Raw genomic sequence first — 24131 nt, 5'->3', positions numbered from 1 at the left:
CCTTGTCTGACCAGCGCGCCTGGCAGGCTACTAACCCGTAAGGAGCATTCATGCGTCATTACGAAATCATCTTTCTGGTCCACCCGGATCAGAGCGAGCAAGTCGGCGGCATGGTCGAGCGCTACACCAAGCTGATCGAAGAAGACGGCGGCAAGATCCACCGTCTGGAAGACTGGGGCCGTCGTCAACTGGCCTACGCCATCAACAACGTTCACAAGGCTCACTACGTGATGCTGAACGTTGAGTGCACCGGCAAGGCCCTGGCCGAGCTGGAAGACAACTTCCGCTACAACGATGCCGTGATCCGTAACCTGGTCATCCGTCGCGACGAAGCCGTCACCGGCCCGTCCGAGATGCTCAAGGCCGAAGAGAACCGCAGCGAGCGCCGTGAGCGTCGCGACCGTCCTGAGTCTGCTGATGGCGCCGAAGGCGACGACAGCAACGACAGCGACAACAGCGATAACGCTGACGAGTAATCCACGGACTTTTTGAGGAGCCTATTACATGGCACGTTTCTTCCGTCGTCGTAAATTCTGCCGCTTCACCGCTGAAGACGTGAAAGAGATCGACTTCAAAGATCTCAACACCCTGAAAGCTTACGTATCCGAAACCGGCAAGATCGTTCCAAGCCGTATCACCGGTACCAAAGCTCGTTATCAGCGTCAGCTGGCCACCGCTATCAAGCGCGCCCGCTTCCTGGCCCTGCTGGCCTACACCGACAGCCACGGCCGCTGAGACCGGGTCATCGACAGGTAGCAAGGGATACGCATGCGGGCGTTAGCTGATTTCATCATGCGCGGTCGTGTGCAGGCCACGGTCTTCGTGGTCGGTTGTGCGGCATTGCCGCTGTTGTTCTGGTTGAGTGCCGCCGCTGTGAGCCTGGTGTTCCTACGGCGCGGTTTCAAGGACGCTTCCACGGTCATCGCCTGGGCATTGTTGCCCGCGCTGGCCTGGTGGGTCTTCGGCGATCCACGCATCTTGATGGTGCTGTTGGGAACGCTGGGGCTGGCGGCGCTGTTGCGCGCCGAGCGGCCTTGGAGTCGGGTGCTGTTGTCCAGCATCGCCCTGGGCCTGGTGTATGGCGTGATCCTGGGTTCGGTGTTCCGCGAACCGATCGAAGCTCTGGCGCAGGCGCTTGCGAAAGCCTTGCCCGAGATGCTCGACGGCCTCTACCAGAAGTTGTCGGTAGGGGAGCGCGCACAGCTCGAAGGCTACGTCGCACCGGTGCTGACCGGACTGATGGCGGCAGGGTTGCAAGTGATCAGTGTGTTGGCCCTGATGTTGGGTCGCTACTGGCAGGCTGCGTTGTACAACCCCGGTGGGTTCGGCCGCGAGTTTCAGGCGGTGCGGATCGCCCGGGTGCCAGCACTGTTGTTGCTGGGGGGCATGCTGTTCGGGCCGAGTTTCGGCTCCGGTATGGCGCTGTTGACCCCGTTGTGCAGCGTGCCGCTCATGTTCGCGGGCATTGCCTTGCTGCATGGGCTGGTAGCGCAGAAGCGACTGTCCAAATTCTGGCTGGTCGGCTTGTACGTCACCCTGGTGCTGTTCATGCAACTGACGTATCCGTTGCTCGTGGTCCTGGCCATTGTCGATAGCCTGATTGATTTTCGTGGTATCAAGCCCCCTCCGCGGGACGACGCTGCGAACGGTGAAGGTTAAAAGTTAAGAGGTTTTACCAAATGGAACTCATCCTGCTGGAAAAAGTCGCTAACCTGGGCAACCTGGGCGACAAAGTTAAAGTCAAATCCGGTTACGGCCGTAACTTCCTGCTGCCGTTCGGCAAGGCTGTTAGCGCCACTGCCGCCAACCTGGCCGCGTTCGAAGAGCGCCGCGCCGAGCTGGAAAAAGCTGCCGCAGACCGTAAGAGCTCGGCTGAAAGCCGTGCTGCCCAACTGGCCGAGCTGGAAGTGACCATCACTGCCACCGCTGGCGACGAAGGCAAGCTGTTCGGTTCGATCGGTACCCACGACATCGCTGACGCCCTGACCGCCTCCGGCGTCGAAGTGGCCAAAGCCGAAGTGCGTCTGCCGAACGGCACCATCCGTCACGTCGGTGAATACGATGTTGCCGTGCACCTGCACAGCGACGTCGAAGCCACCGTTCGTGTGGTTGTGGTCGCTGCCTAAGCTGCGACGATCGGCTGGCTCCTGGTGAGCTTGGCCGGTTAACATCGGGCACGTTCCTGTTCTACAGGTCGTGCCCTTTGTCGTTTTCATCCCCCCAGATTCTTCGCGTGGCCATGAACGAGATCAGCACCCCCGAGCAACTCGACCTGCAAACCGCCGCCCTCAAGGTGCCGCCCCATTCCATCGAGGCCGAACAGGCCGTGCTCGGTGGTCTGTTGCTGGACAACAACGCCTGGGAGCGGGTACTGGACCAAGTCTCGGATGGCGATTTCTACCGGCATGACCACCGCCTGATCTTCCGTGCCGTGCACAAGCTGGTCGATCAGAACCAGCCGTTCGACGTGGTTACCCTGCACGAGCAGTTGGAAAAGGAGGGCGTGTCGTCGCAGATCGGCGGCTTGGCCTACCTGGCCGAACTGGCCAAGAACACGCCATCGGTGGCCAACATCAAGGCCTATGCCGCGATCATTCGCGAACGCGCCACGCTGCGCCAGCTGATCAGCATCAGCACCGATATCGCCGACAACGCCTTCAGCCCGCAAGGGCGCAACGCCGCGGAGATCCTCGACGACGCCGAACGGCAGATCTTCCAGATCGCCGAGGCGCGGCCCAAGACCGGCGGCCCGGTCGGCGTCAACGACCTGCTGACCAAGGCCATCGACCGCATCGACACGCTGTTCAACTCCGACAGCGACATCACCGGCATCTCCACCGGCTACACCGACCTGGATGGCAAGACCAGCGGCTTGCAGCCCGCGGACCTGATCATCGTCGCCGGTCGTCCGTCGATGGGTAAGACCACCTTCGCCATGAACCTGGTGGAAAACGCGGTGTTGCGCAGCGACAAGGCCGTGCTGGTGTTCTCCCTGGAAATGCCCGGCGAATCGCTGATCATGCGGATGCTCTCGTCGCTCGGCCGCATCGACCAGACCAAAGTGCGTTCCGGCCAGCTCGACGACGACGACTGGCCGCGGCTGACGTCCGCCGTGAACCTGCTCAATGACCGCAAGCTGTTCATCGACGACACCGCCGGCATCAGCCCTTCGGAAATGCGCGCGCGCACCCGGCGTCTGGCGCGCGAACACGGCGAGATCGGCCTGATCATGGTCGACTACCTGCAGTTGATGCAGATCCCGGGTTCCTCGGGCGACAACCGCACCAACGAGATTTCCGAAATCTCCCGCTCGCTCAAGGCCCTGGCCAAGGAATTCAACTGCCCGGTAGTGGCCTTGTCGCAGCTCAACCGTTCTTTGGAGCAACGCCCGAACAAGCGCCCGGTGAACTCCGACTTGCGCGAATCGGGCGCGATCGAGCAGGACGCCGACGTGATCATGTTCGTCTATCGCGACGAGGTGTATCACCCCGACACCGAGCACAAGGGCATCGCCGAGATCATCATCGGCAAGCAGCGTAACGGCCCCATCGGTTTCGTGCGGCTGGCGTTCATCGGCAAGTACACGCGCTTCGAGAACCTGGCGCCGGGGAGTTACAACTTCGATGACGATGAGTGATTGTCGACTGTCTGTCCGATGATTCTGCCCGCCTCCAGACGAATCACCCGGTCGAATCGGTAAAGCGCCCTCTCATCATGCGTCACGCAGATCAGACCTCGACCTTTCAGGGAGTCGAACAGCAGGTCCCAGGTACGTGCCGCCGAGTCGCTATCCAGGCCGCTGGTGGGTTCGTCGAGCAGGTTGAAAGCGCCTGGGCGATTGAGGATGCGCAACAATGTCAGGCGCCGTGCTTCGCCACCGGAAATCGAGGTGGCTCGCGCGTCGAACACCAAGTCGTACCAGCTTGGCTCCAGTCCAAGGGCTGTTAGCCATTCATTGACCTGCAACTGCTCGTGAGCTTGGTCGAACAGCACTGAATGCGGCAGTCGTCCAGGAACGAAGTGCGCGCGTTGGGGACACAGACGTAGCGCAGCGAGTTGCTGCTTGCCGTCGAGCTGCTCCAGACAGGTGTCACCAAGGTGGACATGCCCGCGCAGCACGTTCACGGTACCGGCGAGCACATGCAGCAGGGTGGATTTGCCACAGCCGCTGGGTCCGATCAGTGCCACTCGCTCGCCTTTTTCGAAGATCAACGGATGGCTCACTTGCAATTGCAGCGCGTCGCGCGAGCGCAGCTCACAGGGCATGAGGCGCAACGTTGTGCTTTCGCTGGCGGGATTGGCTGGAGCAATGCCGGTAGGGGCAAAAGCAGGCAGCTCCAGCCACTCTTGCAGAGTGCGTTTGTCGAGGCGGAACTGATCGAGCAGACGCCAGGCTTCGGCGAGCTGTGCAACGCCTGCCAGCAGCCCGCTGACCAGGGTAAACAAAGCCACGAGTTCGCCCACCGTCAACTGGGCCGACCCGCTCGCCTGATCGCGCATGCCCCACAGCAGCAGGCCACAACTGCCCACACCAATGAACAAGATGCGCAGGCTTTGCAGGCATCCGCCGCTGCTGGCCACCCGTACCGCCGCATCGGCATAGCATGCCAGGGTTTGTCTGACGGGAATCATCGCCGCGTCTTCGGCTTGCTCCAGTTTCACGGTGGTGGCACTGGCGAAGGTGTCGACCCACTGCTCGGCTAGATCGTCTTCCCTGGCGTTGACCGCTTCGATATGCGGCCGGCGCCAGCGTACCAGCCGGTCGTTGAGCCACAGATACGCCAGGCTCAAGGGAACCAGACCAAGCAGCACTGGCGTGGCGCCGAGGTAGGCGAACAGGGCGATCAGCACCAGGGTTTCCGCCAGGATCGGCCACGCCGTGCCGATCAGGAAATTCAACCAGCGCTCTTGGGCAGTGATGCCTCTATCGAGCACCTTGACCAGCGTCCCGCCATGGAGTTGTCCATAGGCCTCGAATTGCTTGTCCAGCAGATTTCGGCACCAGTGGCTGGACATTTGCCTCACGCGCTCTTGGCAAAGCCGAGCCAATGCCCAAGCTTGCAATGGGGTCAAACACACTTGCACGATGAGCAGGCATGCGAAGGCTCCGAGCAATTCATATGAAGATGCGGCAGTCGACAAGTTGTCGATGATGTCTGCCAATATCAATGCGGGAATGACCGTGGCAACTTTCAGAAATAACGTGGCACCGAGTGCAGCTAATAAAGGTCTGGAAAATGCCATGTCAATGCCCGGTATTCGCGTGCAAAACATATTGCGGTACGACCGGCATACCGGATCTGATCAAATGAAAGCGTTCAAGACCGGGAATGAAGACTTGTACGATAGTTGCAAGATCCGGGTAGGTCTGGAGTGTATGGTAGAAAGCGGTTTTTCCCTGTTGGTGCAGCCCTTTTAAAACACATGCCATTTGTGTGGCAACGCATTGTTGACGTGATGCAGGATGAAGTTTCGGCAGTTTATGTGGCCAACGCGGATGGCGCAGTTTTGCCAAGCGGGGTGACTGTTCGAGCAACGCTAGGGTATTGGCATCCTCTTGCACTTCGTCAGGACCATGAAGCGCCTCGCACTGAATCTGCTCGGTGACCGCACGGTAGAGCGCGACAGAAGGCGAAACCGAGCTGCCGGACCCTATCACCGCGAGCCGGGTCCCTGTTGGCTTGGCAAGCATGGCGATGCAGAACCACACGCCGAAGTCGCTTTGGTTCAAACAAATCTCCATCTGCATGGCCTGCTGTAACAGCGTGCTGTCGTGCCCAAAGGTCTCGGCCAGCCACGACTCGGCCGGACGGTACAGCGCAGGAGATGGCGCCAGGCCGCAGAGGGCCATGTAATAGATGGAAAGCGCGTGGCGCTCGATCACTTCGTTCAAAGCATGCAGCAATGCTTCTTTTTCGCTGCAACCCAATGCCGTGCCGCTGTTACTTGCATACCTGGCCAGAAACGCGGCTGGAGTGTTTTCTATGGCAGCCAGATTGGCGTCACAGGGAGTGAGCAAAATGGCAGGTACCCACAGCGTTTCCCGACCACCAATGGCCTGGAGCTGCAGAGCAGGAACCGGGCTTTCATCTGAAAGCGCATCGAGCAGGCCATCATTGTAAGGGCGGGCCGCATCGCGTATGGCCTGGCTGCTGACCAGGGTCGACGTAGCAATGCTTATCGACAAGTGCTCAAGGCATTCGGCCATCGCGCCGAGCATGCAATGCTCACCTTTTCCGGCGCCGCTGCTCACTTCCTTATCGGCTTCATTGAAGGCATGACAGGTTGCCACCAGGCCCTCGCTCAATTCGGTGAGTGTTGGGCGCAAGCGCAGCTTTCGATACAGCCCAATCAGCCGCTGCCGTGCCTGCTCAACTGAAAACTCGCGTTCGCTCATCATATCGAGAATCCTCGATCGTCGCTCAGGAGGTAGAAGAGCCTCCTGAGCGACGCTACTTGTTACAAGCGGTTGAGGAAGTCAACTTCGTGTTCAAGGAAGACGAAAGATGTTTGAGAAAGAGGCTGTATGGCGATTTCAGAGCGACGACGACCCATGATGGGTACTCCTTTAGAGTGAGATAAGTGCACTGCTGGAGTGCCGTTATTTTTTATCACGGAGTTTTTGCTTCGTTCAATGCAAGTATTTGAAGTAATAAGTAAGTAAGTCGTGGGAAAATTTACCCTTGTATGAAGTATGCTTCTTACAAAATCCACTCCGATTTTTTTAATGATCTTTTTTTCAAGGACTTGGAGGATTTATAGGGTCAGAGAGCCATAAAAATTGGTAAAACTTCCATAAAAGGCTGTGCAAGTGGCATGAGACGTGATGACGGCCTCGATCATCGGCCGTTCGTCCGCACGTCTGGTGCACACGTTAAGCCCCACGCTTTTAGTCGGATTTGCTCAAAATTTGTGCTATATTCCGCGCCCGCGATTTTCCCTGCTCCCCCAACCGGTGACTGACATGCACGCAGCCAAGCCACTCTACGACTATCCCAAGTACTGGGCCGAATGCTTCGGGCCGGCGCCGTTCCTGCCCATGAGCAGGGAGGAGATGGATCAGCTCGGCTGGGATTCCTGCGACATCATCATCGTCACCGGCGACGCCTACGTGGACCACGCCTCGTTCGGCATGGCCATCATCGGCCGCCTGCTCGAAGCCCAGGGCTTTCGCGTCGGCATCATCGCCCAGCCCAACTGGCAGTCCAAAGACGACTTCATGAAGCTCGGCGAGCCGAACCTGTTCTTCGGCGTCGCGGCCGGCAACATGGACTCGATGATCAACCGCTACACCGCGGACAAGAAGATCCGTTCGGACGACGCCTACACCCCCGGTGGCCTGGCCGGCAAACGCCCGGACCGCGCCAGCCTGGTGTACAGCCAGCGCTGCAAGGAAGCCTACAAGCACGTGCCGATCGTGCTCGGCGGTATCGAGGCGTCGCTGCGCCGCATCGCCCACTACGACTATTGGCAGGACAAGGTCCGCCATTCGATCCTGGTCGATGCCAGCGCCGACATCCTGCTGTACGGCAACGCCGAGCGGGCCATCGTCGAAGTGGCCCAGCGCCTGTCGCAGGGCGAGTCCATCGAGCGCATAACCGATGTGCGCGGCACCGCCTTCATCCGCCGCGACACGCCCCAGGGCTGGTACGAGATCGACTCCACGCGCATCGACCGCCCCGGCAAGGTCGACAAGATCATCAACCCCTACGTCAACACCCAGGACACCCAAGCCTGCGCCATCGAGCAGGCCAAGGGCGAGGTGGACGACCCGAACGAAGCCAAGGTGGTGCAGATCCTCGACAGCCCGGGCATGACCCGCGACAAGTCGGTGATCCGCCTGCCGTCGTTCGAGAAGGTGCGCAACGACCCGGTGCTGTACGCCCACGCCAACCGCGTGCTGCACCTGGAAACCAACCCCGGCAACGCCCGGGCGCTGGTGCAGAAGCATGGCGAAGTGGACGTCTGGTTCAACCCGCCGCCCATTCCCATGACCACCGAAGAAATGGACTACGTGTTCGGCATGCCCTATGCGCGCATCCCGCACCCGGCGTATGGCAAGGAGCGCATTCCGGCCTACGAGATGATCCGCTTCTCGGTCAACATCATGCGTGGCTGTTTCGGTGGCTGTACGTTCTGCTCGATCACCGAGCACGAAGGCCGCATCATCCAGAACCGCTCGCACGAGTCGATCCTGCACGAGATCGAAGAGATGCGCGACAAGGTGCCGGGCTTCACCGGCGTGGTCTCCGACCTCGGCGGGCCGACCGCGAACATGTACCGCATCGCCTGCAAGAGCCACGACATCGAGCGCCATTGCCGCAAGCCGTCGTGCGTGTTCCCCGGCATCTGCGAGAACCTCAACACCGACCACAGCTCGCTGATCGAGCTGTACCGCAAGGCCCGCGCCTTGCCGGGGGTGAAGAAGATCCTCATTGCCTCGGGCCTGCGCTACGACCTGGCGGTGGAATCGCCCGAATACGTGCGCGAGCTGGTCACCCACCACGTCGGCGGCTACCTGAAGATCGCGCCCGAGCACACCGAGCGCGGCCCGCTGGACAAGATGATGAAGCCGGGCATCGGCACCTACGACCGCTTCAAGCGCATGTTCGAGAAGTTCTCGAAGGAAGCGGGCAAGGAGCAGTACCTGATTCCGTACTTCATCGCGGCCCACCCGGGCACCACCGACGAAGACATGATGAACCTGGCGCTGTGGCTCAAGGGCAACGGTTTCCGTGCCGACCAGGTGCAGGCGTTCTACCCGTCGCCCATGGCCTCGGCCACGGCCATGTACCACTCGGGCAAGAACCCGCTGCGCAAGGTCACCTACAAGAGCGAAGGCGTGGAGATCGTCAAGAGCGACGAGCAGCGCCGGTTGCACAAGGCCTTCCTGCGCTACCACGACCCGAAAGGCTGGCCAATGCTGCGCGAGGCGCTCGAGCGCATGGGCCGGGCCGACCTGATCGGGCCAGGCAAGCATCAGTTGATCCCTCTGCATCAGCCGCAGAGCGACAGCTACCAGAGCGCGCGGCGCAAGAACTCGACGCCCGCCGGCAGCCACAAGGTGGGCAAGGAGCAGAAGATCCTTACCCAGCACACCGGCCTGCCGCCACGCGCCAGCGACGGCAGCCAGCCGTGGGACAAGCGCGAGAAAGCCAAGGCCGAAGCCTTCGCCCGCAACCAGCAGGCGGCCAAGGAGCGCAAGGAAGCGGCCAAGGGCGGCAAGCCCGGCAAGGGCAAGAAGCCGCGCCAGCCGGTGATTCCACGCTGAGCAAACGACTCGGGGGCCGCTAAGGCCCCCGAGTCGTTTCTGTAGGTCAGGCGTCCGGCGCGCGGGTCCGCACCCTGTGCGTCGAAGGGCCGATCACTCCGGCCGGGCGAACTCGCAAAGGGCCGCGCCACTGGCGCCACAGGCATAAGCGGCGAGCATGCCGCGCATCAAGCTTCCAAGGGACATTGCAATTACTCCTAAATGAGCGGTTGTCCCATCGTCTATCAAGGGTGCATGATGCGCACTTAGATAAGTTGTATACAATCGATTGAACAATTCTACCGGCTGCCCCTTGACGCTGCGCTTGATTCATATCAGCGCGGGCCACGGCGCAACCGGGCAGTCTCGCAACGAACACCCTGCCTAGGAGATTCAAGATGTTTGCCAAAGCCGTAGCGGTATCCCTGCTGACCCTCGCCAGCACCGGCGTATTTGCCGCCCAATGCTCGGTCACCGTCGACTCCACCGACCAGATGTCCTACGACACCAAGGAAATTACCGTCGACAAGAGCTGCAAGGAATTCACCGTCAAGCTGACCCACTCGGGCAACCTGCCGAAAAACGTGATGGGCCACAACCTGGTGATCAGCAAGACCGCCGACATGCAGGCCATCGCCACCGAAGGCATGAGCCAGGGCGAAGCCAACGACTACATCAAGGCCGACAACGCCGCGATCATCGCCCACACCAAATTGATCGGCGCGCCGGAGAAAGAGACCGAAGTGAAGTTCGACGCTTCCAAGCTCGAAGCCGGTGGCGACTACAGCTTCTTCTGCACCTTCCCCGGCCACATCGCCATGATGAAAGGCAAGGTGGTGGTCAAGTAAGTCTTGCTTCAGGAGCGGGCGATCGCCCGCTCCCCGCAGCGCCTCACGGCGCGAACGGCAGTTCGCGCTTGTGCTGGGTCTTGCGGTAGGTGGCGACGATGGTGTCCGCCACGTCTTCGCCCACGTCCTCCCCCTGCAAGAACGCATCGATCTGCGCATAGGTGATGCCATGCGAGACTTCATCCGGCTTGCCGGGGTCGAGGTCTTCGAGGTCGGCGGTCGGCACTTTCTCCACCAGGTTCTCGGGCGCGCCCATGTGCCGCGCGAGGGTGCGTACCTGGTGCTTCACCAGCCCGCTCAGGGGCGCCAGGTCGCAGGCGCCGTCACCGAACTTGGTGAAGAAGCCCATCACCGCCTCGGCCGCATGGTCGGTGCCGATCACCAGGCCTGCCCGCGCGCCGGCGATGGTGTACTGGGCCAGCATGCGCATGCGCGCCTTGGCGTTGCCCATGACGAAGTCCACGTGCTCCTGAGTGCCGTCCTGCAGGGTGTGCACTTCGGCTTTCAGGGCTTTGACCGCCGGAGCGATGTCGACGGTATGGACTTCGTCCGGCTTGATGAAGGACAGACAGGCTTGGGCATCGTCCTCGTCGCGCTGCACGCCATAGGGCAGGCGCACGGCGATGAAGCGATAGGCGTCGTCCCCGCTGTTGGCGCGCAGCTCGTCGATGGCGCGCTGGGCGAGCAGGGCGGCGGTGAGCGAATCCACACCCCCACTGATGCCCAGCACCAGCGTCTTGAGGTGCGCGTTGAGCAGGCACTGCTTGATGAAGGCCACACGCCGAACGATCTCGTGGTCGATCTGCTGCGCATCGGCGAAGGGCGGTTGCACGTTGAGTTGCTGGGCAATTTCTTGCTGGGTGGCGCGCATGGGTCACTCCTTGAGCGGAACGTTGAAGACATGACGCAGGTATGAAACGAAATTGGCGTCGCGGCATTGGGTCTTGGCCGCTTCGTCGGAAATCTTGGCGACCGGCGAGCCGTTGCAGTCGGTCATTTTCAGCACGATGCTCATCGGCGCCACGCCGGGCAGGTCGCAGGTCAGGTTGGTGCCGATACCGAAACTGACATTGATGCGCCCGCGCAGTGCCCGAAAGATCTGCAGCGCACGCGGCAGGTCCAGGCCGTCGGAGAACACCAGGGTCTTGGTCATCGGATCGATGCCCAGTTTCTGATAGTGCGCCACGGCTTTCTCGGCCCAGGCGATGGGGTCGCCGGAATCGTGGCGCAGGCCGTCGAACAGCTTGGCGAAGTACAGATCGAAGTCGCCGAGGAAGGCGTCGGTGGTGATGCAGTCGGTCAGCGCGATGCCGAGCAGGCCGCGGTACTCGCGCACCCAGCAGTCCAGGGCGGCGGCCTGGCTGTCGATCAGCCGCGGGCCGAGCTGCTGGTGCGCCATGATCCACTCGTGGGCCATGGTGCCCAAGGGCTTGAGGCCCAGCTTCCAGGCCAGGTCGACGTTGCTGGTGCCGACGAAGCGGGCCGGGAAGTCGTCGCGCAGCACCTTCACCACCTCGGCCTGCACCTGGCTGGAAAAGCGCCGGCGGGTGCCGAAATCGGCGACCTGCAACGCGGCCAACTCTTCGGCGCTGGCGTTTCGTTGCAGCCAGTCGAACTTGCGGTGCAGTTGCTCACGCGCGGCGGACAACGGCATGTCCGGGTGCAGGTGACGGTTGCGCACTTCACTGATGATCGCCAGTAGCGGCACTTCGAAGAGGATCACGTGCAGCCACGGGCCGCGAATGCGCAGGCTCAGCTGGTCATGTTCGATGCCGATGTGCAGGTAGCGCAGGTTGAAGCGGAACAGCCCGAGAAAGCGCAGGAAATCGGGTTTGAGAAAGCTGATGCGTTCCAGAAAGCCCAACTGGCCTGGATCGAGGGTCAGGTCGGCGAGGGCTTCGACCTGGTGGCGGATCTCGCCGAGGTAGGGCCGCAGGTCTTCGCCGTTGCGGCAACGAAACTCCCACTCCACGTCGGCATCGGGGTAGTTGTGCAGGACGGCCTGCATCATCGTCAGTTTGTAGAAGTCGGTGTCGAGCAGGTTATGCACGATGCGCTTGGAAAATGCGCTCTCGTTCATCGAGGGGCTCCAGGTCGGCGGCGCTGGCTGAACGGCGCAAGCGCGGGGAAGCGGTCATTGTGCCAGTGTTTGCCGCCCAAGCGGCATTTCCTGATGACGCTGGACCCGGCGCGTGCACCGCTATCGCGCCGCGTTTCGCGTGGAAACGGTGCTCTGCGTAGCAATCGCGCACCGATGATGTGCAGTTCGGTGACGTCGTTTGTTACAGCGAAGTCGTTTGCAGGCAACGATCGGGGTTGCACCGTGTAGGGGGCGTGGTAGCGCCCGGTGCGCTGACGGGTGGCGCTTTGCCTTATCTAGACGGTGGCGCTGCCAAGCCTCTCGTGACCGGCAGACCGTCGCAGAGCGTTGAGGGAGGGCACCTACGGCAAAGTCAGAGTGATGGCACGGCCCTTGCTCTGCGCAAAGGGTAGCGAAGTCCAAGTGCTGACCAATAAAAAAACCCTAGGAGCACCACCTCATGTCGCAGACGTTTTACAAGAAAGGTTTCCTGGCTATGGCCGTCGCCATGGCCCTGGGTGTTTCTTCGTATGTACAAGCCGACGTCAAGATCGGTGTCGCAGGGCCGATGACTGGTGCCAACGCAGCGTTCGGCGAGCAGTACATGAAAGGTGCGCAAGCGGCCGCCGACAAGATCAACGCCGCAGGCGGCGTCAACGGCGAGAAGATCGTGCTGGTCAAGGGCGACGATGCCTGTGAGCCCAAACAGGCCGTCTCGGTGGCCAACCGCCTGGTGGACCAGGACAAGGTGATTGGCGTGGTCGGGCACTTCTGCTCCTCCAACACCATTCCGGCCTCTGAGGTGTACGACGAAGCCGGCGTGATCGCCATCACCCCTGGTTCGACCAACCCGCAAGTCACCGAGCGCGGCCTGAGCGGCATGTTCCGCATGTGCGGGCGTGACGACCAACAGGGCGTGGTCGCCGGCAACTACATCGTCGACGTGCTCAAGGGCAAGAAGGTGGTGGTGCTGCACGACAAGGACACCTACGGCCAGGGCCTGGCGGACGCGACCAAGGCGCAGTTGCAGAAGCGCGGCGTCGAGCCGGTCCTGTACGAGGGCCTGACCCGTGGCGAGAAAGACTTCAGCGCCGTGGTCACCAAGATCCGCTCCACCGGTGCCGACGTCGTCTACTTCGGCGGCCTGCACCCCGAAGCAGGTCCCCTGGTGCGGCAGATGCGCGAGCAGGGCCTCAAGGACGTGAAGTTCATGTCCGACGACGGCATCGTCACCGACGAACTGGTCGCCACGGCAGGCGGCGCCCAGTATGTCGACGGCGTGTACATGACCTTCGGCGCCGACCCGCGCCTGCTGCCCGACAGCAAGGCGGTGGTCGACGAGTTCCGCAAGGGCGGCACCGAGCCTGAAGGCTACACCCTGTACGCCTACGCCTCGCTGCAAGCGCTGGCGGCCGCCTTCAACGGCGCCAAGTCGAACGAGGGCGAAGCCGCCGCCAAGTGGCTCAAGGCCAACCCGGTGCAGACCGTCATGGGCGAGAAGAAGTGGGACCAGAAGGGCGACCTGACCGTCTCCGACTACGTGGTCTACCAGTGGGACAAAGACGGCAAGTACCACCAGCTGGACAAACAACAATAATCACGGCCGAGGCCTAGGCGCTCGCCTGGGCCATCGCCCCAGCGTCACCTGTCTCTACTCGGAGATACGTGCGCGGCCGGGGCGCGAGGGCCGTGTCGTCGCTGCCCCCGCGTGCCTGGCGCGCGTGCGATCTCACCTACGCGAGATTGCGTTTATGGATGGTATTTTCCTGCAGCAACTGGTCAATGGCCTGACCCTAGGGTCGGTCTATGGCTTGATCGCCATCGGCTACACAATGGTCTATGGCATCATCGGCATGATCAACTTCGCGCACGGCGAGGTGTACATGATTTCCGCGTACCTCGCGGCGATCAGCCTGGCATTGCTGGCTTACTTCGGTATCGAATCCTTCCCGCTGCTGATGTTGGGCACCTTGTTGTTCACCATCGTGGTCACCGGCGTGTACGGTTTCACCATCGAACGCATCGCCTATCGCCCACTGCGCAACTCCACCCGTCTGGCCCCATTGATCAGCGCCATCGGCATTTCGCTGATCCTGCAGAACTACGCGCAGATCAGCCAGGGCGCCCGCCAGCAAGGCGTGCCGACCCTGCTCGAAGGCGCAGTGCGTCTGGACGTGGGTAGCGGCTTCGTGCAGCTGACCTACACCAAGATCTTCATTCTTGTCGCGGCCTTCGCCGGCATGGCTCTGCTCACCTATGTGATCAAGTACACCAAGCTCGGACGCATGTGCCGCGCCACCCAGCAAGACCGCAAGATGGCGTCGATTCTGGGCATCAACACCGACCGGGTGATTTCCTACGTGTTCGTCATCGGCGCGGTGATGGCCGCCCTGGCCGGGGTGTTGATCACCCTCAACTACGGCACCTTCGACTTCTACGCAGGCTTCATCATCGGCATCAAGGCCTTCACCGCCGCGGTGCTCGGCGGCATCGGCTCGCTGCCGGGCGCGATGCTGGGCGGGATCATCCTCGGGGTCTCGGAGTCGCTGTTCGCCGGCTTGATCAACTCCGACTACAAGGACGTGTTCAGCTTCTCGCTGCTGGTCCTGATCCTCATCTTCCGACCCCAGGGCCTGCTGGGTCGTCCGCTCGTGGCCAAGGTGTGAACATGTCTTCTGCCCATACTGCTTCTCCCGCGCTGGACATCAAGAAAAGCCTGATCGAAACCCTGGTCGCCGGCCTGCTGGCCCTGATCGTGTTCGGCCCCGTAGTGGGCGTGGTGCTCGACGGCTACAGCTTCAACGCCGAACCCACCCGCGTCGCCTGGTTAGTGGGCGCGGTGATGGTCGGCCGTTTCCTGCTCAGCTTGTACCTGCAGACCGCCCCCGGCCAACGCCTGCTGCAAAGCTTCGAAAGCAATGGTTCCGGGGTGCACGTGCGGCCGGTGGACTACAAGTCGCGGCTGCGCTACATCATCCCGGCGCTGGTGGTCATTGCCATCGTGTTCCCGATCTTCGCCAACAAGTACCTGCTGACCGTGGTCATCCTCGGCCTGATCTACGTGCTGCTGGGCCTGGGCCTGAACATCGTGGTGGGCCTGGCCGGCTTGCTCGACCTGGGCTACGTGGCCTTCTACGCCATCGGCGCCTATGGCCTGGCGCTGGGCTACCAGTACCTGGGCCTGGGCTTCTGGAGCGTGCTGCCGCTGGCGGCCATCGCTGCGGCGCTGGCCGGGTGCATCCTCGGCTTTCCGGTGTTGCGCATGCACGGCGACTACCTGGCCATCGTCACCCTGGGTTTCGGCGAGATCATTCGCCTGGTGCTGAACAACTGGCTGTCGTTCACCGGCGGCCCGAACGGCATGCCGGCGCCGTCGCCGACCTTCCTCGGCCTCGAGTTCGGCCGACGGGCCAAGGACGGCGGGGTGCCGTTCCATGAGTTCTTCGGCATCGACTACAACCCCAACCTGAAATTCCTGTTCATCTACATCGTGCTGTTCCTGGTGGTGCTGGCCGTGCTGTACATCAAGCACCGCCTGACCCGCATGCCGGTGGGCCGGGCCTGGGAAGCGCTGCGCGAAGACGAGATCGCCTGCCGCTCGATGGGCCTGAACCACGTGCTGGTCAAGCTCTCGGCCTTCACCCTGGGCGCCTCCACGGCAGGCCTGGCGGGGGTGTTCTTCGCCACTTACCAAGGCTTCGTCAACCCGTCGTCGTTCACCTTCTTCGAGTCGGCGCTGATCCTCGCCATCGTGGTGCTGGGCGGCATGGGTTCGACGGTGGGCGTGGTGATCGCGGCCTTCGTGCTGACCGTGGCTCCCGAACTGCTGCGCAGCTTCTCCGAGTATCGGGTGCTGCTGTTCGGCGTGTTGATGGTGTTGATGATGATCTGGCGCCCGCGCGGGCTGATTCGGATCAGCCGCGCCGGCGTGCCGGTACGCAAGGGGGTAGCGCCATGAGCGATGAAGTCATTCTGTCGGTCGAACACCTGATGATGCAGTTCGGTGGCATCAAGGCGCTCAGCGACGTAAACCTGAAGGTCAAGCGCAACCAGATCTTCGCCCTCATCGGCCCCAACGGCGCCGGCAAGACCACCGTGTTCAACTGCCTGACCGGTTTCTACAAGGCCACCGGCGGGCGCATCGAGCTGAACGTGCGCGGCGCGCGCACCGATGTGATCCAACTGCTCGGCGAGCGTTTCCGTGCCGCCGATTTCGTTTCCCCGGCGCGCTTCGGCAGCCGGCTGTACTACAAGATGTTCGGCGGCACCCACCTGGTGAACCGGGCGGGGTTGGCGCGCACCTTCCAGAACATCCGCCTGTTCCGGGAGATGTCGGTGGTGGAGAACCTGCTGGTGGCCCAGCACATGTGGGTCAACCGCAACCTGCTGGCCGGCGTGCTCAACACCCCCGGCTACCGCAAGGCCGAAAGCGACGCGCTGGACCACGCCTTCTACTGGCTGGAGGTGGTCGACCTGGTGGATTGCGCCAACCGTCTGGCGGGCGAGCTGTCGTATGGGCAGCAGCGCCGCCTGGAGATCGCCCGGGCCATGTGCACGCGGCCCAAGATCATCTGCCTGGACGAGCCGGCCGCCGGTCTCAACCCGCAGGAAACCGAAGCCCTGAGCCGCATGATCCGCGTGCTGCGCGACCAGCACGACATCACCGTGGTGCTCATCGAGCACGACATGGGCATGGTCATGAGCATCTCCGACCACATCGTGGTGCTCGACCACGGCAACGTGATCGCCGAGGGCACGCCACAGGCCATCCGCGACAACCCGACGGTGATCGCCGCCTACCTGGGTGCCGACGAAGAGGAACTGGTATGACCGCACCCATTCTCGAACTGCGCGACTTGAACGTGTTCTACGGCCCGATCCAGGCGCTCAAGGGCGTGTCCATGCACATCGCCCCCGGCGAAACGGTGAGCCTGATCGGTGCCAACGGGGCCGGTAAGTCGACCTTGCTGATGTCGATCTTCGGCCAACCGCGGGCGGCCTCCGGGCAGATCCTCTACGAAGGCACCGACATCACTCGCAAGAGTTCGCACTACATCGCCTCCAACGGCATCGCCCAATCCCCGGAAGGGCGCCGGGTGTTCCCCGACATGACCGTCGAGGAGAACCTGATGATGGGCACCATCCCCATCGGCGACAAACACGCCGACGAGGACATGCAGCGCATGTACGAGCTGTTCCCGCGCCTCAAGGAACGCCGCTCGCAGCGCGCCATGACCATGTCCGGGGGCGAGCAGCAGATGCTCGCCATCGCTCGGGCGCTGATGAGCCGGCCGCGCTTGCTGCTGCTCGACGAACCCTCGCTGGGGCTGGCGCCGATCGTGGTCAAGCAGATCTTCTCGACCTTGCGCGAGCTGGCGCAGACCGGCATGACGATCTTTCTGGTGGAGCAGAACGCCAACCATGCGCTGAAGCTGTCGGACCGCGCCTATGTGATGGTCAACGGGCAGATTCGCATGACCGGCACCGGCGCTGAATTGCTGGCCAACGACGAAGTGCGCAACGCCTACCTTGGGGGACACTGATCGGCTTGTAATTCCGGATGTGGACAACTTGTCGCACCCTGGCCCCACAACGCCCGTCCTAGGCGTTGTGGGGCTTTTCGTTCACAGGGCAGGAAGTGTCCACCGATTGTGTGGAGCCGCCTGTGGAAAACATGGTGGCATATCGCTGAAAGCCTTGACCGCCAAGGTCTGTATGGTTTTGTACGTTTTTTGATCAGTGCCAGCGACGTCTGTCTGTGCATGGGTTTCGCTTCTCATGTGGCTGAGCGCCGAGTGCTCCAAAAGCCTGTGGATAAAACTGTGCAAAAGCTTTGTGCAGAATGCTACAGACGGCATTTCCAGAAGGCTGGAGCGGTGGACGGGATTACCGTTGCAGAGGCCTGTTCGAAGCCTGTGCGCATAATTGCCCCCAATCCGTGGGGAAAGCCTTGTGGATAACGTGCGTATAGCTGGCCCGGCACCAGGCGGCACGTGGCTTTGCGCGGGTTGATCAATTTATGTACAGAGCAAGCCTGGCTTGCCGTGCCACGGCCTGGCGGGGCATGCTGCGCGACCGTTGAATGCCCTGATAGGCCAAGGAGAATCCCCATGACAGCCACCGTATTCATCACTGGCGCCACCTCCGGTTTCGGCGAAGCGACCGCCCGGCGCTTCGCGGCGGCCGGTTGGAAACTGGTCCTCACCGGCCGGCGCAAGGACCGCCTCGACGCCCTGTGCGCCGAGTTGTCCACAAGTACCGAAGTGGTCGGCCTGGTGGTCGATGTGCGTGACCGCGAAGCCATGCGGGCGGCCATCGACAGCCTGCCGCCGAGCTTCGACACCTTGCAGGGCCTGGTCAACAACGCCGGCCTCGCCCTGGGCGCAGACGCCGCACAGAACTGCGATCTCGACGACTGGGAAACCATGGTCGACACCAACATCAAAGGCCTGATGTTCACCACGCGCCTGCTGCTACCGCGATTGATCGCCCACGGGCGTGGCGCTTCGATCCTCAACGTCGGCTCGGTGGCCGGCAACTACCCTTACCCAGGCAGCCACGTGTACGGCGGCACGAAGGCCTTCGTCGGGCAGTTTTCGCTGAGCCTGCGCTGCGACCTGCGCGGCACTGGCGTGCGGGTCAGCAACCTGGAGCCGGGCCTATGCGAAAGCGAGTTCTCGCTGGTGCGCTTCGGCGGCGACCAGTCGCGCTACGACGCCACCTATGCCGGCGCTGAAGCGATCCAACCGACCGACATCGCCGACACCATTTTCTGGGTGCTCAACCAGCCGGCGCACATCAACGTCAACAGCCTGGAAGTGATGCCGGTCAGTCAGGACTGGGCGGGCTTCGCCATCGATCGTAGCGCCAAGGGCTGATCCTCACGTTCAAAGACCGGCTGGCGCGGTGCCGCATTCGTAACCACCGCGCCTACGCTCAACCGATCCGCCGCAAGCCTTCCAGCGCCGTCGCCAAGTGGTAGGGGGTGGTGGAGGGCATGTCGTGGCGGCTCACTGCGCCGTCGGCATTGCGGCATTCGTGCCAGCCGCCGGCATGCAGGAATTCGGCTTCCAGAGCGTTCAACTGGCGCAGCAGGCGATCGTCCGCCTCGGGCCGCAAGGTCAGCGCACGCAGGTATTCGGCCTTGGCCCAGATGCGTTGAGTGGCGTCGAGCACGCGGCCGTCGGGCGTCAGCGTCGCGACCACCGCCGTGCCTTGCACGCCATGGCGTTCGGCGTGGGCGAAGGCGCGGTCGATGGCCTGGTGCAAGGCACCGCCGCGTAACAAGGGCGAAGTATCGAGCAGGAAGAACCATTCGAACTGGTGGCCGGGTTCGAACCAGTTGTCCACAGCGCCCAGCGGTTTCTCCAGCATCACGCCGCAAGCAGGGTCGATGAACTGGCGCTGCAAGGCGTTGCACAGTGCTAGCAAGGCGCGCTGCACGGCTGCGTCGTCGCGCACGGCCAGCACCTGCAGGAAGGCCTCGGCCAGGTGCATCAGGGGGTTCTGCAAAGGGCCGCTGCCCAGGCTGTTCCAATCCTCGCCCAGGCTGGCTTCGTACAGGCCATCGTCACGGCGGAAACGCGTTTCGATCTGCCCGAGCACTTCCTCCACCACTGCCAGCACACGCGGTTCGCGCACCTGGCCCCAGTAATGCGCGCAGGCGAACAGGATGAATGCGTGGGTGTAGAGGTCCTTGCACCGGTCCAGGGGCTGGCCTTGCGCATCGATGCTGTAGAACCAGCCGCTGTGCTCGGTATCGACGAAGTGGCGTTGCAGCGAGTCGAACAGCGCCGCCGCACGCTGCGCCGCACCGGGCCGTTGCAGGCGGCTGCTGAACAGGTAGAGCTGGCGTGCGCAGGCCATGGCCCGGTAGCGCTTGACCGGCTCGGGCCGGTGGTCGGCAGCCAGCGCCTCGAAGGGCAACGCCAGTTCGGCGTTCCAGCCCGGACCTTGCCAGAGCGGCACGATGCAGTCGTCGAAGTGCTGGCGCACGCGCGCCAGGCGCTGGGCCAACGCGGGCGATGGAGGCGGGGTATGGGGCATGGCGGTGCTCGTCACGATCAGGCAGGGCGCCATGGTAGCAGATGTGCTCGCCGGGCTCGGCGGGTGGGCGCAGGAGGGTCAGTCGAAGGCGTGGGCGCTGTGCCAATGCCGGGCGCCGACGAAGATCAGGCGCAGTTGCTGGGCGATCTTTTCCTGGGCGGTGAAAGGTTCGGGGCTGTCGGGGTCGGGGCTGTCGATCAGCTCGGGCAGGGTGGCGAACACGGTCTTGACCACCAGGTCGGCCATCATCGCCAGGCCGGCGCTGTCCAGGTGCTGCCAGCGCGGCATACGCGCCAGGTCCGTGGCCAGGTCCGAGCTGATGCCCTGGCGCAGGCGGGCGATGGCTTGGCGCACAGCCTGTGAGCCGCCGTACTGCTCGCGAGCGAGAAACAGGAACTGGGTGCGGTGGGCATTGACCACGTCGAGGAAGATGCGCACCGAAGCGTCGGTGATACCGCCCAGCTCGAATTCGTTGTGCCGTACGCGGCGGATGGTGTCGCGAAAGGTGGCCTCGACTTCGGCGACCAGGGCCAGCCCCAGGGCGTCCATGTCGGGAAAGTGGCGATAGAAGCCAGTCGGCACGATACCGGCGCTGCGTGCCACCTCGCGCAAGCTGATGCCACCGAAACCGCGCCCGCTCTGCATCAGCGCGCAGGCGGCATCGAGCAGGGCCTGACGGGTCTGGAGCTTCTGTTCGGCGCGCGGCAGCATGGGCGACATTCTTGGGAAGTACGGCAGCGCACTCTAGTGAAAAGCGGGAAGGGTGGTCAATCCGCGTGGGGCGTCGAGGCTGCGGTCAGAGGGGGATTGGGGGGAAGGCCAGGGCCTGCGAGGTTCGTTCGATGCAGGACCTGGGGTGGGAACAGGAACGAGTGGAAGCGGGGCGTGCGAGCACCGGCCGACTCAACTCACATGGCCTCGTTCGATCAGGCGATCGGAGCCACCTTCGGCGATGCGGTTGTCGCGTTCGATCAGGCGATCGGAGCCGCCTTCGGCGATGCGGTTGTCGCGTTCGATCAGGCGATCGGAGCCGCCTTCGGCGATGCGGTTGTCGCGTTCGATCAGGCGGTCGGAGCCACCTTCGGCGATGCGGTTGTCGCGTTCGATCAGGCGATCGGAGCCGCCTTCAGCGACGCGGTTGTCGCGTTCGATCAGGCGGTCGGAGCCACCTTCGGCGATGCGGTTGTCGCGTTCGATCAGGCGGTCGGAGCCACCCTCGGCGACCGGTTGCAGCGGCTTGAGAATCACTGCGTCGCTGGGATGGGCCTGGGCAGTCGGGCCTTGCTCATGAGCGGGCAACGCATAGGCCTGGGCAGCGAGGGCAGAGAGTAACAGGGTCAGCAACAGTGGATATTTCATGGCGATGCGCTCCTTGGGGGCGCTGGACAGTGGGGATGTAGGCCATGCTACGCGCGCTGCCGGGAGAGACCATTTCATCAGGCTGATGGTGAACATCATTCGTTTTCATGGTTCGGAAAACGCCTTTCTTATCAAACGGTTGGCCAGGAAAACCGCCCCTGCGCAGCGCATCGTGGAGGCTTGGGCCGAACGCGTTAATCGCGCCATAACCCCCAAGTGCCCGGAAAATTCTTCGCTATGCTGCGGGAAGGGATTAAACCCAGGCGGTTTTCATCAGTCCCACTAAACATCAGCTCATCCCGCCTGTTGCATGGCCCGACGTCAGGAGAAACCCCCGCAATGACGCGCCCGCTTCGAGTCCTCGTCTGGACGCTCGCCACTCTCTTGACCCTGCTGGCGATTCTCGTCGTGGTCATCGCCACCTTCGATTGGAACCGCGCCAAGCCGCTGCTCAACGAGAAAGTGTCCGAGGCCCTGCACCGGCCCTTCGCCATCAACGGCAATCTGGCCGTGCATTGGCGCCGTTCGCCCGAGGAAGGCGGCTGGCGCGCCTGGGTGCCATGGCCGCATTTCACCGCCGAAGACATCACCCTGGGCAACCCCGACTGGCTCAAGGAGCCGCAGATGGTGGGCCTGGAGCGCGTCGACTTCCGCCTCGCACCCTTGCCGTTGATTGCCCAGACCATCAGCATCCCGCGCATCGACCTGGTCAAACCCACCGCGAGCCTGACGCGCTTGGCCGATGGCCGCGCCAACTGGAATTTCGATTTCGGGCCCAAAGACGAGAACGCCGAGCCGTCGAAGTGGGTGATGGACATCGGTGCCATCGGCTTCGACGAAGGCAACGTCAGTTTCGACGACGAAACCCTGAAGACCAGCGTCAAGGTACGCATCGACCCGTTGGGCAAACCCATTCCCTACAGCGACATCGTCGGCAAGGCGAGCGCCGATAAAGCCGGCGGTGCTCAGGATTACGCCTTCGGCTTCAAGGCCGAGGGCCGTTACAAAGGTCAGGCGGTCGCCGCAACCGGCAAGATCGGCGGCCTGCTGGCCTTGCAGGACGCCAAGCAGCCGTTTCCGGTCCAGGTCGACGCACGTGCCGCCGACACCCGCGTACGGGTAGCCGGCACCCTGACCGACCCGCGCAACCTCGGCGCTCTGGACCTGCGTCTGCGTCTGTCGGGCCAGAGCCTGGGCAATCTCTACCCGCTGACTGGCGTCACGTTGCCCGATACCCCACCGTATTCCACCGACGGTCGCCTGCAAGCCAACCTGCACGATGCCAAAGGTGCCTCGTTCAAGTACCAGGACTTCAACGGCAAGATCGGCGACAGCGACATCCATGGCGACCTGGCCTACGTCGCCAGCCAGCCGCGGCCCAAACTGTCGGGCAAGCTGGTGTCCAACCAGTTGCTGTTCAAGGACCTGGCGCCCCTGATCGGCGCCGACTCCAACACCGAGCAGAAAAAGCGCGGCGGCGCCAGCAAGCAGCCAAGCGACAAGGTGCTGCCGGTCGAGGAGTTCCGCACCGAGCGCTGGCGCGCGATGGACGCCGACGTTGAGTTCAGCGGCAAGCGCATCGTGCAAACCGAAGAACTGCCGTTCACCGACCTTGGTGCCCATGTCGTGCTCGACGACGGCCTGCTGCAGCTCAAGCCTCTGCGCTTCGGCGTGGCAGGCGGCAACCTCAGGGCCAACATCCGCCTGAACGGGCGCGACACGCCCATGCAGGGCCATGTGCAGATGACCGCCCGGGGCTTCAAGCTCAAGCAGCTGTTCCCCACCTTCGCGCCCATGCAGACCAGTTTCGGCGAATTGAACGGCGACGCCGACCTGACCGGGCGAGGCAACTCGGTGTCCGCGCTGTTAGGGACGGCCAACGGTGACCTGCGCATGCTGATCAACGACGGCGCCATTAGCCGCAGCCTGATGGAAATCGCCGGGCTGAACGTAGGCAATTACATCGTCGACAAGCTGTTCGGCGACGAAGACGTGAAGATCAACTGCGCCGCGGCCGACGTAGGCATCAAGGACGGGCTGGGCAGTACCCGGGTGTTCGTCTTCGATACCGAGAACGCGATCATCTATGTCGAAGGCACGGCCAACTTCGCCACCGAGCGCCTGAACCTGAAGATCACACCCGAATCCAAAGGCTTCCGCCTGTTCTCGCTGCGCTCGCCGCTGTACGTGCGCGGTGCGTTCGCCAAGCCCAGCGCCGGCGTACAAGCCGTACCGCTGGCCCTGCGCGGCGCCGGCATGATCGCTTTGGGCGTCGCGGCGGGTCCGGCTGCCGGTCTGTTGGCGCTGATCGCGCCGGGCGACAACGAAGACAACCAGTGCAAACCGCTGTTGCAGCAGATGCGCTCGGGCAAGGCGCCGGCTGCGGTCAAGGGCAAGAAGTAGGCGGGGGCGGTTGGGCAGGTCGCTGTAGCTTGGCTCCAGCGTTCTGTATCGCCGCTTGAGTCAAGCACAGGTATGGGCCGGCTCTGCCGGCCATCGCGGCTAAAGCCGCTCCGACACGAGCCCGCATGAACGACGAAAGTTACCC

At 62.8% G+C, this 24131-nt stretch carries 21 protein-coding genes; 14 read left to right on the top strand and 7 right to left on the bottom strand.

Translation table 11 applies throughout. The annotated features are described in order from the left end of the window. Positions 1-50: 50 nt before the first annotated feature. The 5 genes from rpsF (at position 51) to dnaB (ending at position 3637) form a co-directional block, all read left to right on the top strand. The gene (rpsF, locus tag ACSMEV_RS00715; RefSeq protein WP_209864913.1) at positions 51-476 is read left to right on the top strand and encodes a 30S ribosomal protein S6; all 426 of its coding nucleotides are present in this window, start codon (positions 51-53) and stop codon (positions 474-476) included. A 28-nt stretch (positions 477-504) separates the two neighbouring features. After that, positions 505-735: a 30S ribosomal protein S18 gene (gene rpsR, locus ACSMEV_RS00710; RefSeq protein ID WP_101315965.1), complete on the top strand. Its 231-nt coding sequence runs from the start codon at positions 505-507 to the stop codon at positions 733-735. A gap of 33 nt (positions 736-768) precedes the next feature. Continuing rightward, on the top strand, positions 769-1659 hold the full coding sequence (locus ACSMEV_RS00705; protein WP_459206845.1) for a hypothetical protein: 891 nt from the start codon (positions 769-771) through the stop codon (positions 1657-1659). Between the two features lie 20 nt (positions 1660-1679). Beyond that, on the top strand, positions 1680-2126 hold the full coding sequence (gene rplI, locus ACSMEV_RS00700) for a 50S ribosomal protein L9 (RefSeq protein WP_413046216.1): 447 nt from the start codon (positions 1680-1682) through the stop codon (positions 2124-2126). A 113-nt stretch (positions 2127-2239) separates the two neighbouring features. Continuing rightward, a complete protein-coding gene (gene dnaB, locus ACSMEV_RS00695; protein WP_313740538.1) occupies positions 2240-3637 on the top strand; it encodes a replicative DNA helicase in 1398 nt (465 codons plus the stop codon). Here the strand turns inward: dnaB and ACSMEV_RS00690 are convergent. Both ACSMEV_RS00690 and ACSMEV_RS00685 read right to left on the bottom strand, forming a co-directional pair. Further along, on the bottom strand, positions 3613-5244 hold the full coding sequence (locus tag ACSMEV_RS00690) for an ATP-binding cassette domain-containing protein (RefSeq protein WP_459206844.1): 1632 nt from the start codon (positions 5242-5244) through the stop codon (positions 3613-3615). The genes dnaB and ACSMEV_RS00690 overlap by 25 nt on opposite strands. Position 5245: 1 nt before the next feature. Then, positions 5246-6400 carry a YcaO-like family protein gene (locus tag ACSMEV_RS00685; RefSeq protein WP_459206843.1) on the bottom strand — a complete coding sequence of 385 codons (1155 nt, stop codon included), beginning with the start codon at positions 6398-6400 and terminating at the stop codon, positions 5246-5248. Between the two features lie 564 nt (positions 6401-6964). On the opposite strand from ACSMEV_RS00685, the gene ACSMEV_RS00680 reads away from it, so the two are divergent. After that, positions 6965-9271 (top strand): YgiQ family radical SAM protein, encoded by a 2307-nt coding sequence (locus ACSMEV_RS00680; RefSeq protein ID WP_296266001.1) that lies wholly within the window; start codon positions 6965-6967, stop codon positions 9269-9271. Positions 9272-9648: 377 nt separating this feature from the next. Further along, the gene (azu, locus tag ACSMEV_RS00675; protein ID WP_296265999.1) at positions 9649-10098 is read left to right on the top strand and encodes an azurin; all 450 of its coding nucleotides are present in this window, start codon (positions 9649-9651) and stop codon (positions 10096-10098) included. Between the two features lie 43 nt (positions 10099-10141). On the opposite strand, the gene nadE is transcribed toward azu, so the two are convergent. Then, positions 10142-10969, bottom strand: a complete 828-nt coding sequence (gene nadE / locus ACSMEV_RS00670; RefSeq protein WP_459206842.1) for an ammonia-dependent NAD(+) synthetase — start codon at positions 10967-10969, stop codon at positions 10142-10144. Between the two features lie 3 nt (positions 10970-10972). Continuing rightward, positions 10973-12178 carry a nicotinate phosphoribosyltransferase gene (gene pncB, locus ACSMEV_RS00665; RefSeq protein WP_459206841.1) on the bottom strand — a complete coding sequence of 402 codons (1206 nt, stop codon included), beginning with the start codon at positions 12176-12178 and terminating at the stop codon, positions 10973-10975. Between the two features lie 460 nt (positions 12179-12638). Here pncB and ACSMEV_RS00660 point away from each other — a divergent pair, with 460 nt between their 5' ends. The 6 genes from ACSMEV_RS00660 to ACSMEV_RS00635 all read left to right on the top strand — a co-directional run bounded on the left by ACSMEV_RS00660 (position 12639) and on the right by ACSMEV_RS00635 (position 19056). Beyond that, the gene (locus tag ACSMEV_RS00660; protein ID WP_413046222.1) at positions 12639-13775 is read left to right on the top strand and encodes a branched-chain amino acid ABC transporter substrate-binding protein; all 1137 of its coding nucleotides are present in this window, start codon (positions 12639-12641) and stop codon (positions 13773-13775) included. A 154-nt stretch (positions 13776-13929) separates the two neighbouring features. Then, a complete protein-coding gene (locus tag ACSMEV_RS00655) occupies positions 13930-14844 on the top strand; it encodes an ABC transporter permease subunit (RefSeq protein ID WP_312935969.1) in 915 nt (304 codons plus the stop codon). A gap of 2 nt (positions 14845-14846) precedes the next feature. Continuing rightward, positions 14847-16136: a high-affinity branched-chain amino acid ABC transporter permease LivM gene (gene livM / locus ACSMEV_RS00650; protein WP_296265989.1), complete on the top strand. Its 1290-nt coding sequence runs from the start codon at positions 14847-14849 to the stop codon at positions 16134-16136. Further along, positions 16133-17008 carry an ATP-binding cassette domain-containing protein gene (locus ACSMEV_RS00645; RefSeq protein WP_296265987.1) on the top strand — a complete coding sequence of 292 codons (876 nt, stop codon included), beginning with the start codon at positions 16133-16135 and terminating at the stop codon, positions 17006-17008. Before livM ends, ACSMEV_RS00645 begins: the two co-directional genes overlap by 4 nt. Further along, on the top strand, positions 17005-17721 hold the full coding sequence (locus ACSMEV_RS00640; protein WP_296265986.1) for an ABC transporter ATP-binding protein: 717 nt from the start codon (positions 17005-17007) through the stop codon (positions 17719-17721). The genes ACSMEV_RS00645 and ACSMEV_RS00640 overlap by 4 nt, the downstream gene beginning before the upstream one ends. 567 nt (positions 17722-18288) lie before the next feature. Continuing rightward, positions 18289-19056 carry an SDR family NAD(P)-dependent oxidoreductase gene (locus tag ACSMEV_RS00635; RefSeq protein ID WP_459206840.1) on the top strand — a complete coding sequence of 256 codons (768 nt, stop codon included), beginning with the start codon at positions 18289-18291 and terminating at the stop codon, positions 19054-19056. A gap of 58 nt (positions 19057-19114) precedes the next feature. Here ACSMEV_RS00635 and ACSMEV_RS00630 read toward each other — a convergent pair whose 3' ends face one another. From ACSMEV_RS00630 to ACSMEV_RS00620, 3 genes are all read right to left on the bottom strand, one after another. Beyond that, the gene (locus tag ACSMEV_RS00630; RefSeq protein WP_459206839.1) at positions 19115-20224 is read right to left on the bottom strand and encodes an AGE family epimerase/isomerase; all 1110 of its coding nucleotides are present in this window, start codon (positions 20222-20224) and stop codon (positions 19115-19117) included. A 78-nt stretch (positions 20225-20302) separates the two neighbouring features. Beyond that, the gene (locus ACSMEV_RS00625) at positions 20303-20935 is read right to left on the bottom strand and encodes a TetR family transcriptional regulator (RefSeq protein ID WP_459206838.1); all 633 of its coding nucleotides are present in this window, start codon (positions 20933-20935) and stop codon (positions 20303-20305) included. A 192-nt stretch (positions 20936-21127) separates the two neighbouring features. After that, positions 21128-21583 (bottom strand): phage infection protein, encoded by a 456-nt coding sequence (locus ACSMEV_RS00620; RefSeq protein ID WP_459206837.1) that lies wholly within the window; start codon positions 21581-21583, stop codon positions 21128-21130. A gap of 339 nt (positions 21584-21922) precedes the next feature. Between ACSMEV_RS00620 and ACSMEV_RS00615 the strand changes: the two genes are divergently transcribed. Continuing rightward, the gene (locus ACSMEV_RS00615) at positions 21923-23986 is read left to right on the top strand and encodes an AsmA family protein (protein WP_459206836.1); all 2064 of its coding nucleotides are present in this window, start codon (positions 21923-21925) and stop codon (positions 23984-23986) included. Positions 23987-24131 lie beyond the last annotated feature (145 nt).

It is taken from the genome of Pseudomonas sp. MLB6B, assembly GCF_054508135.1.
The sequence above is the reverse complement of the archived record's forward strand: the minus strand, read 5'-3'. Positions and strand labels throughout refer to the sequence as shown.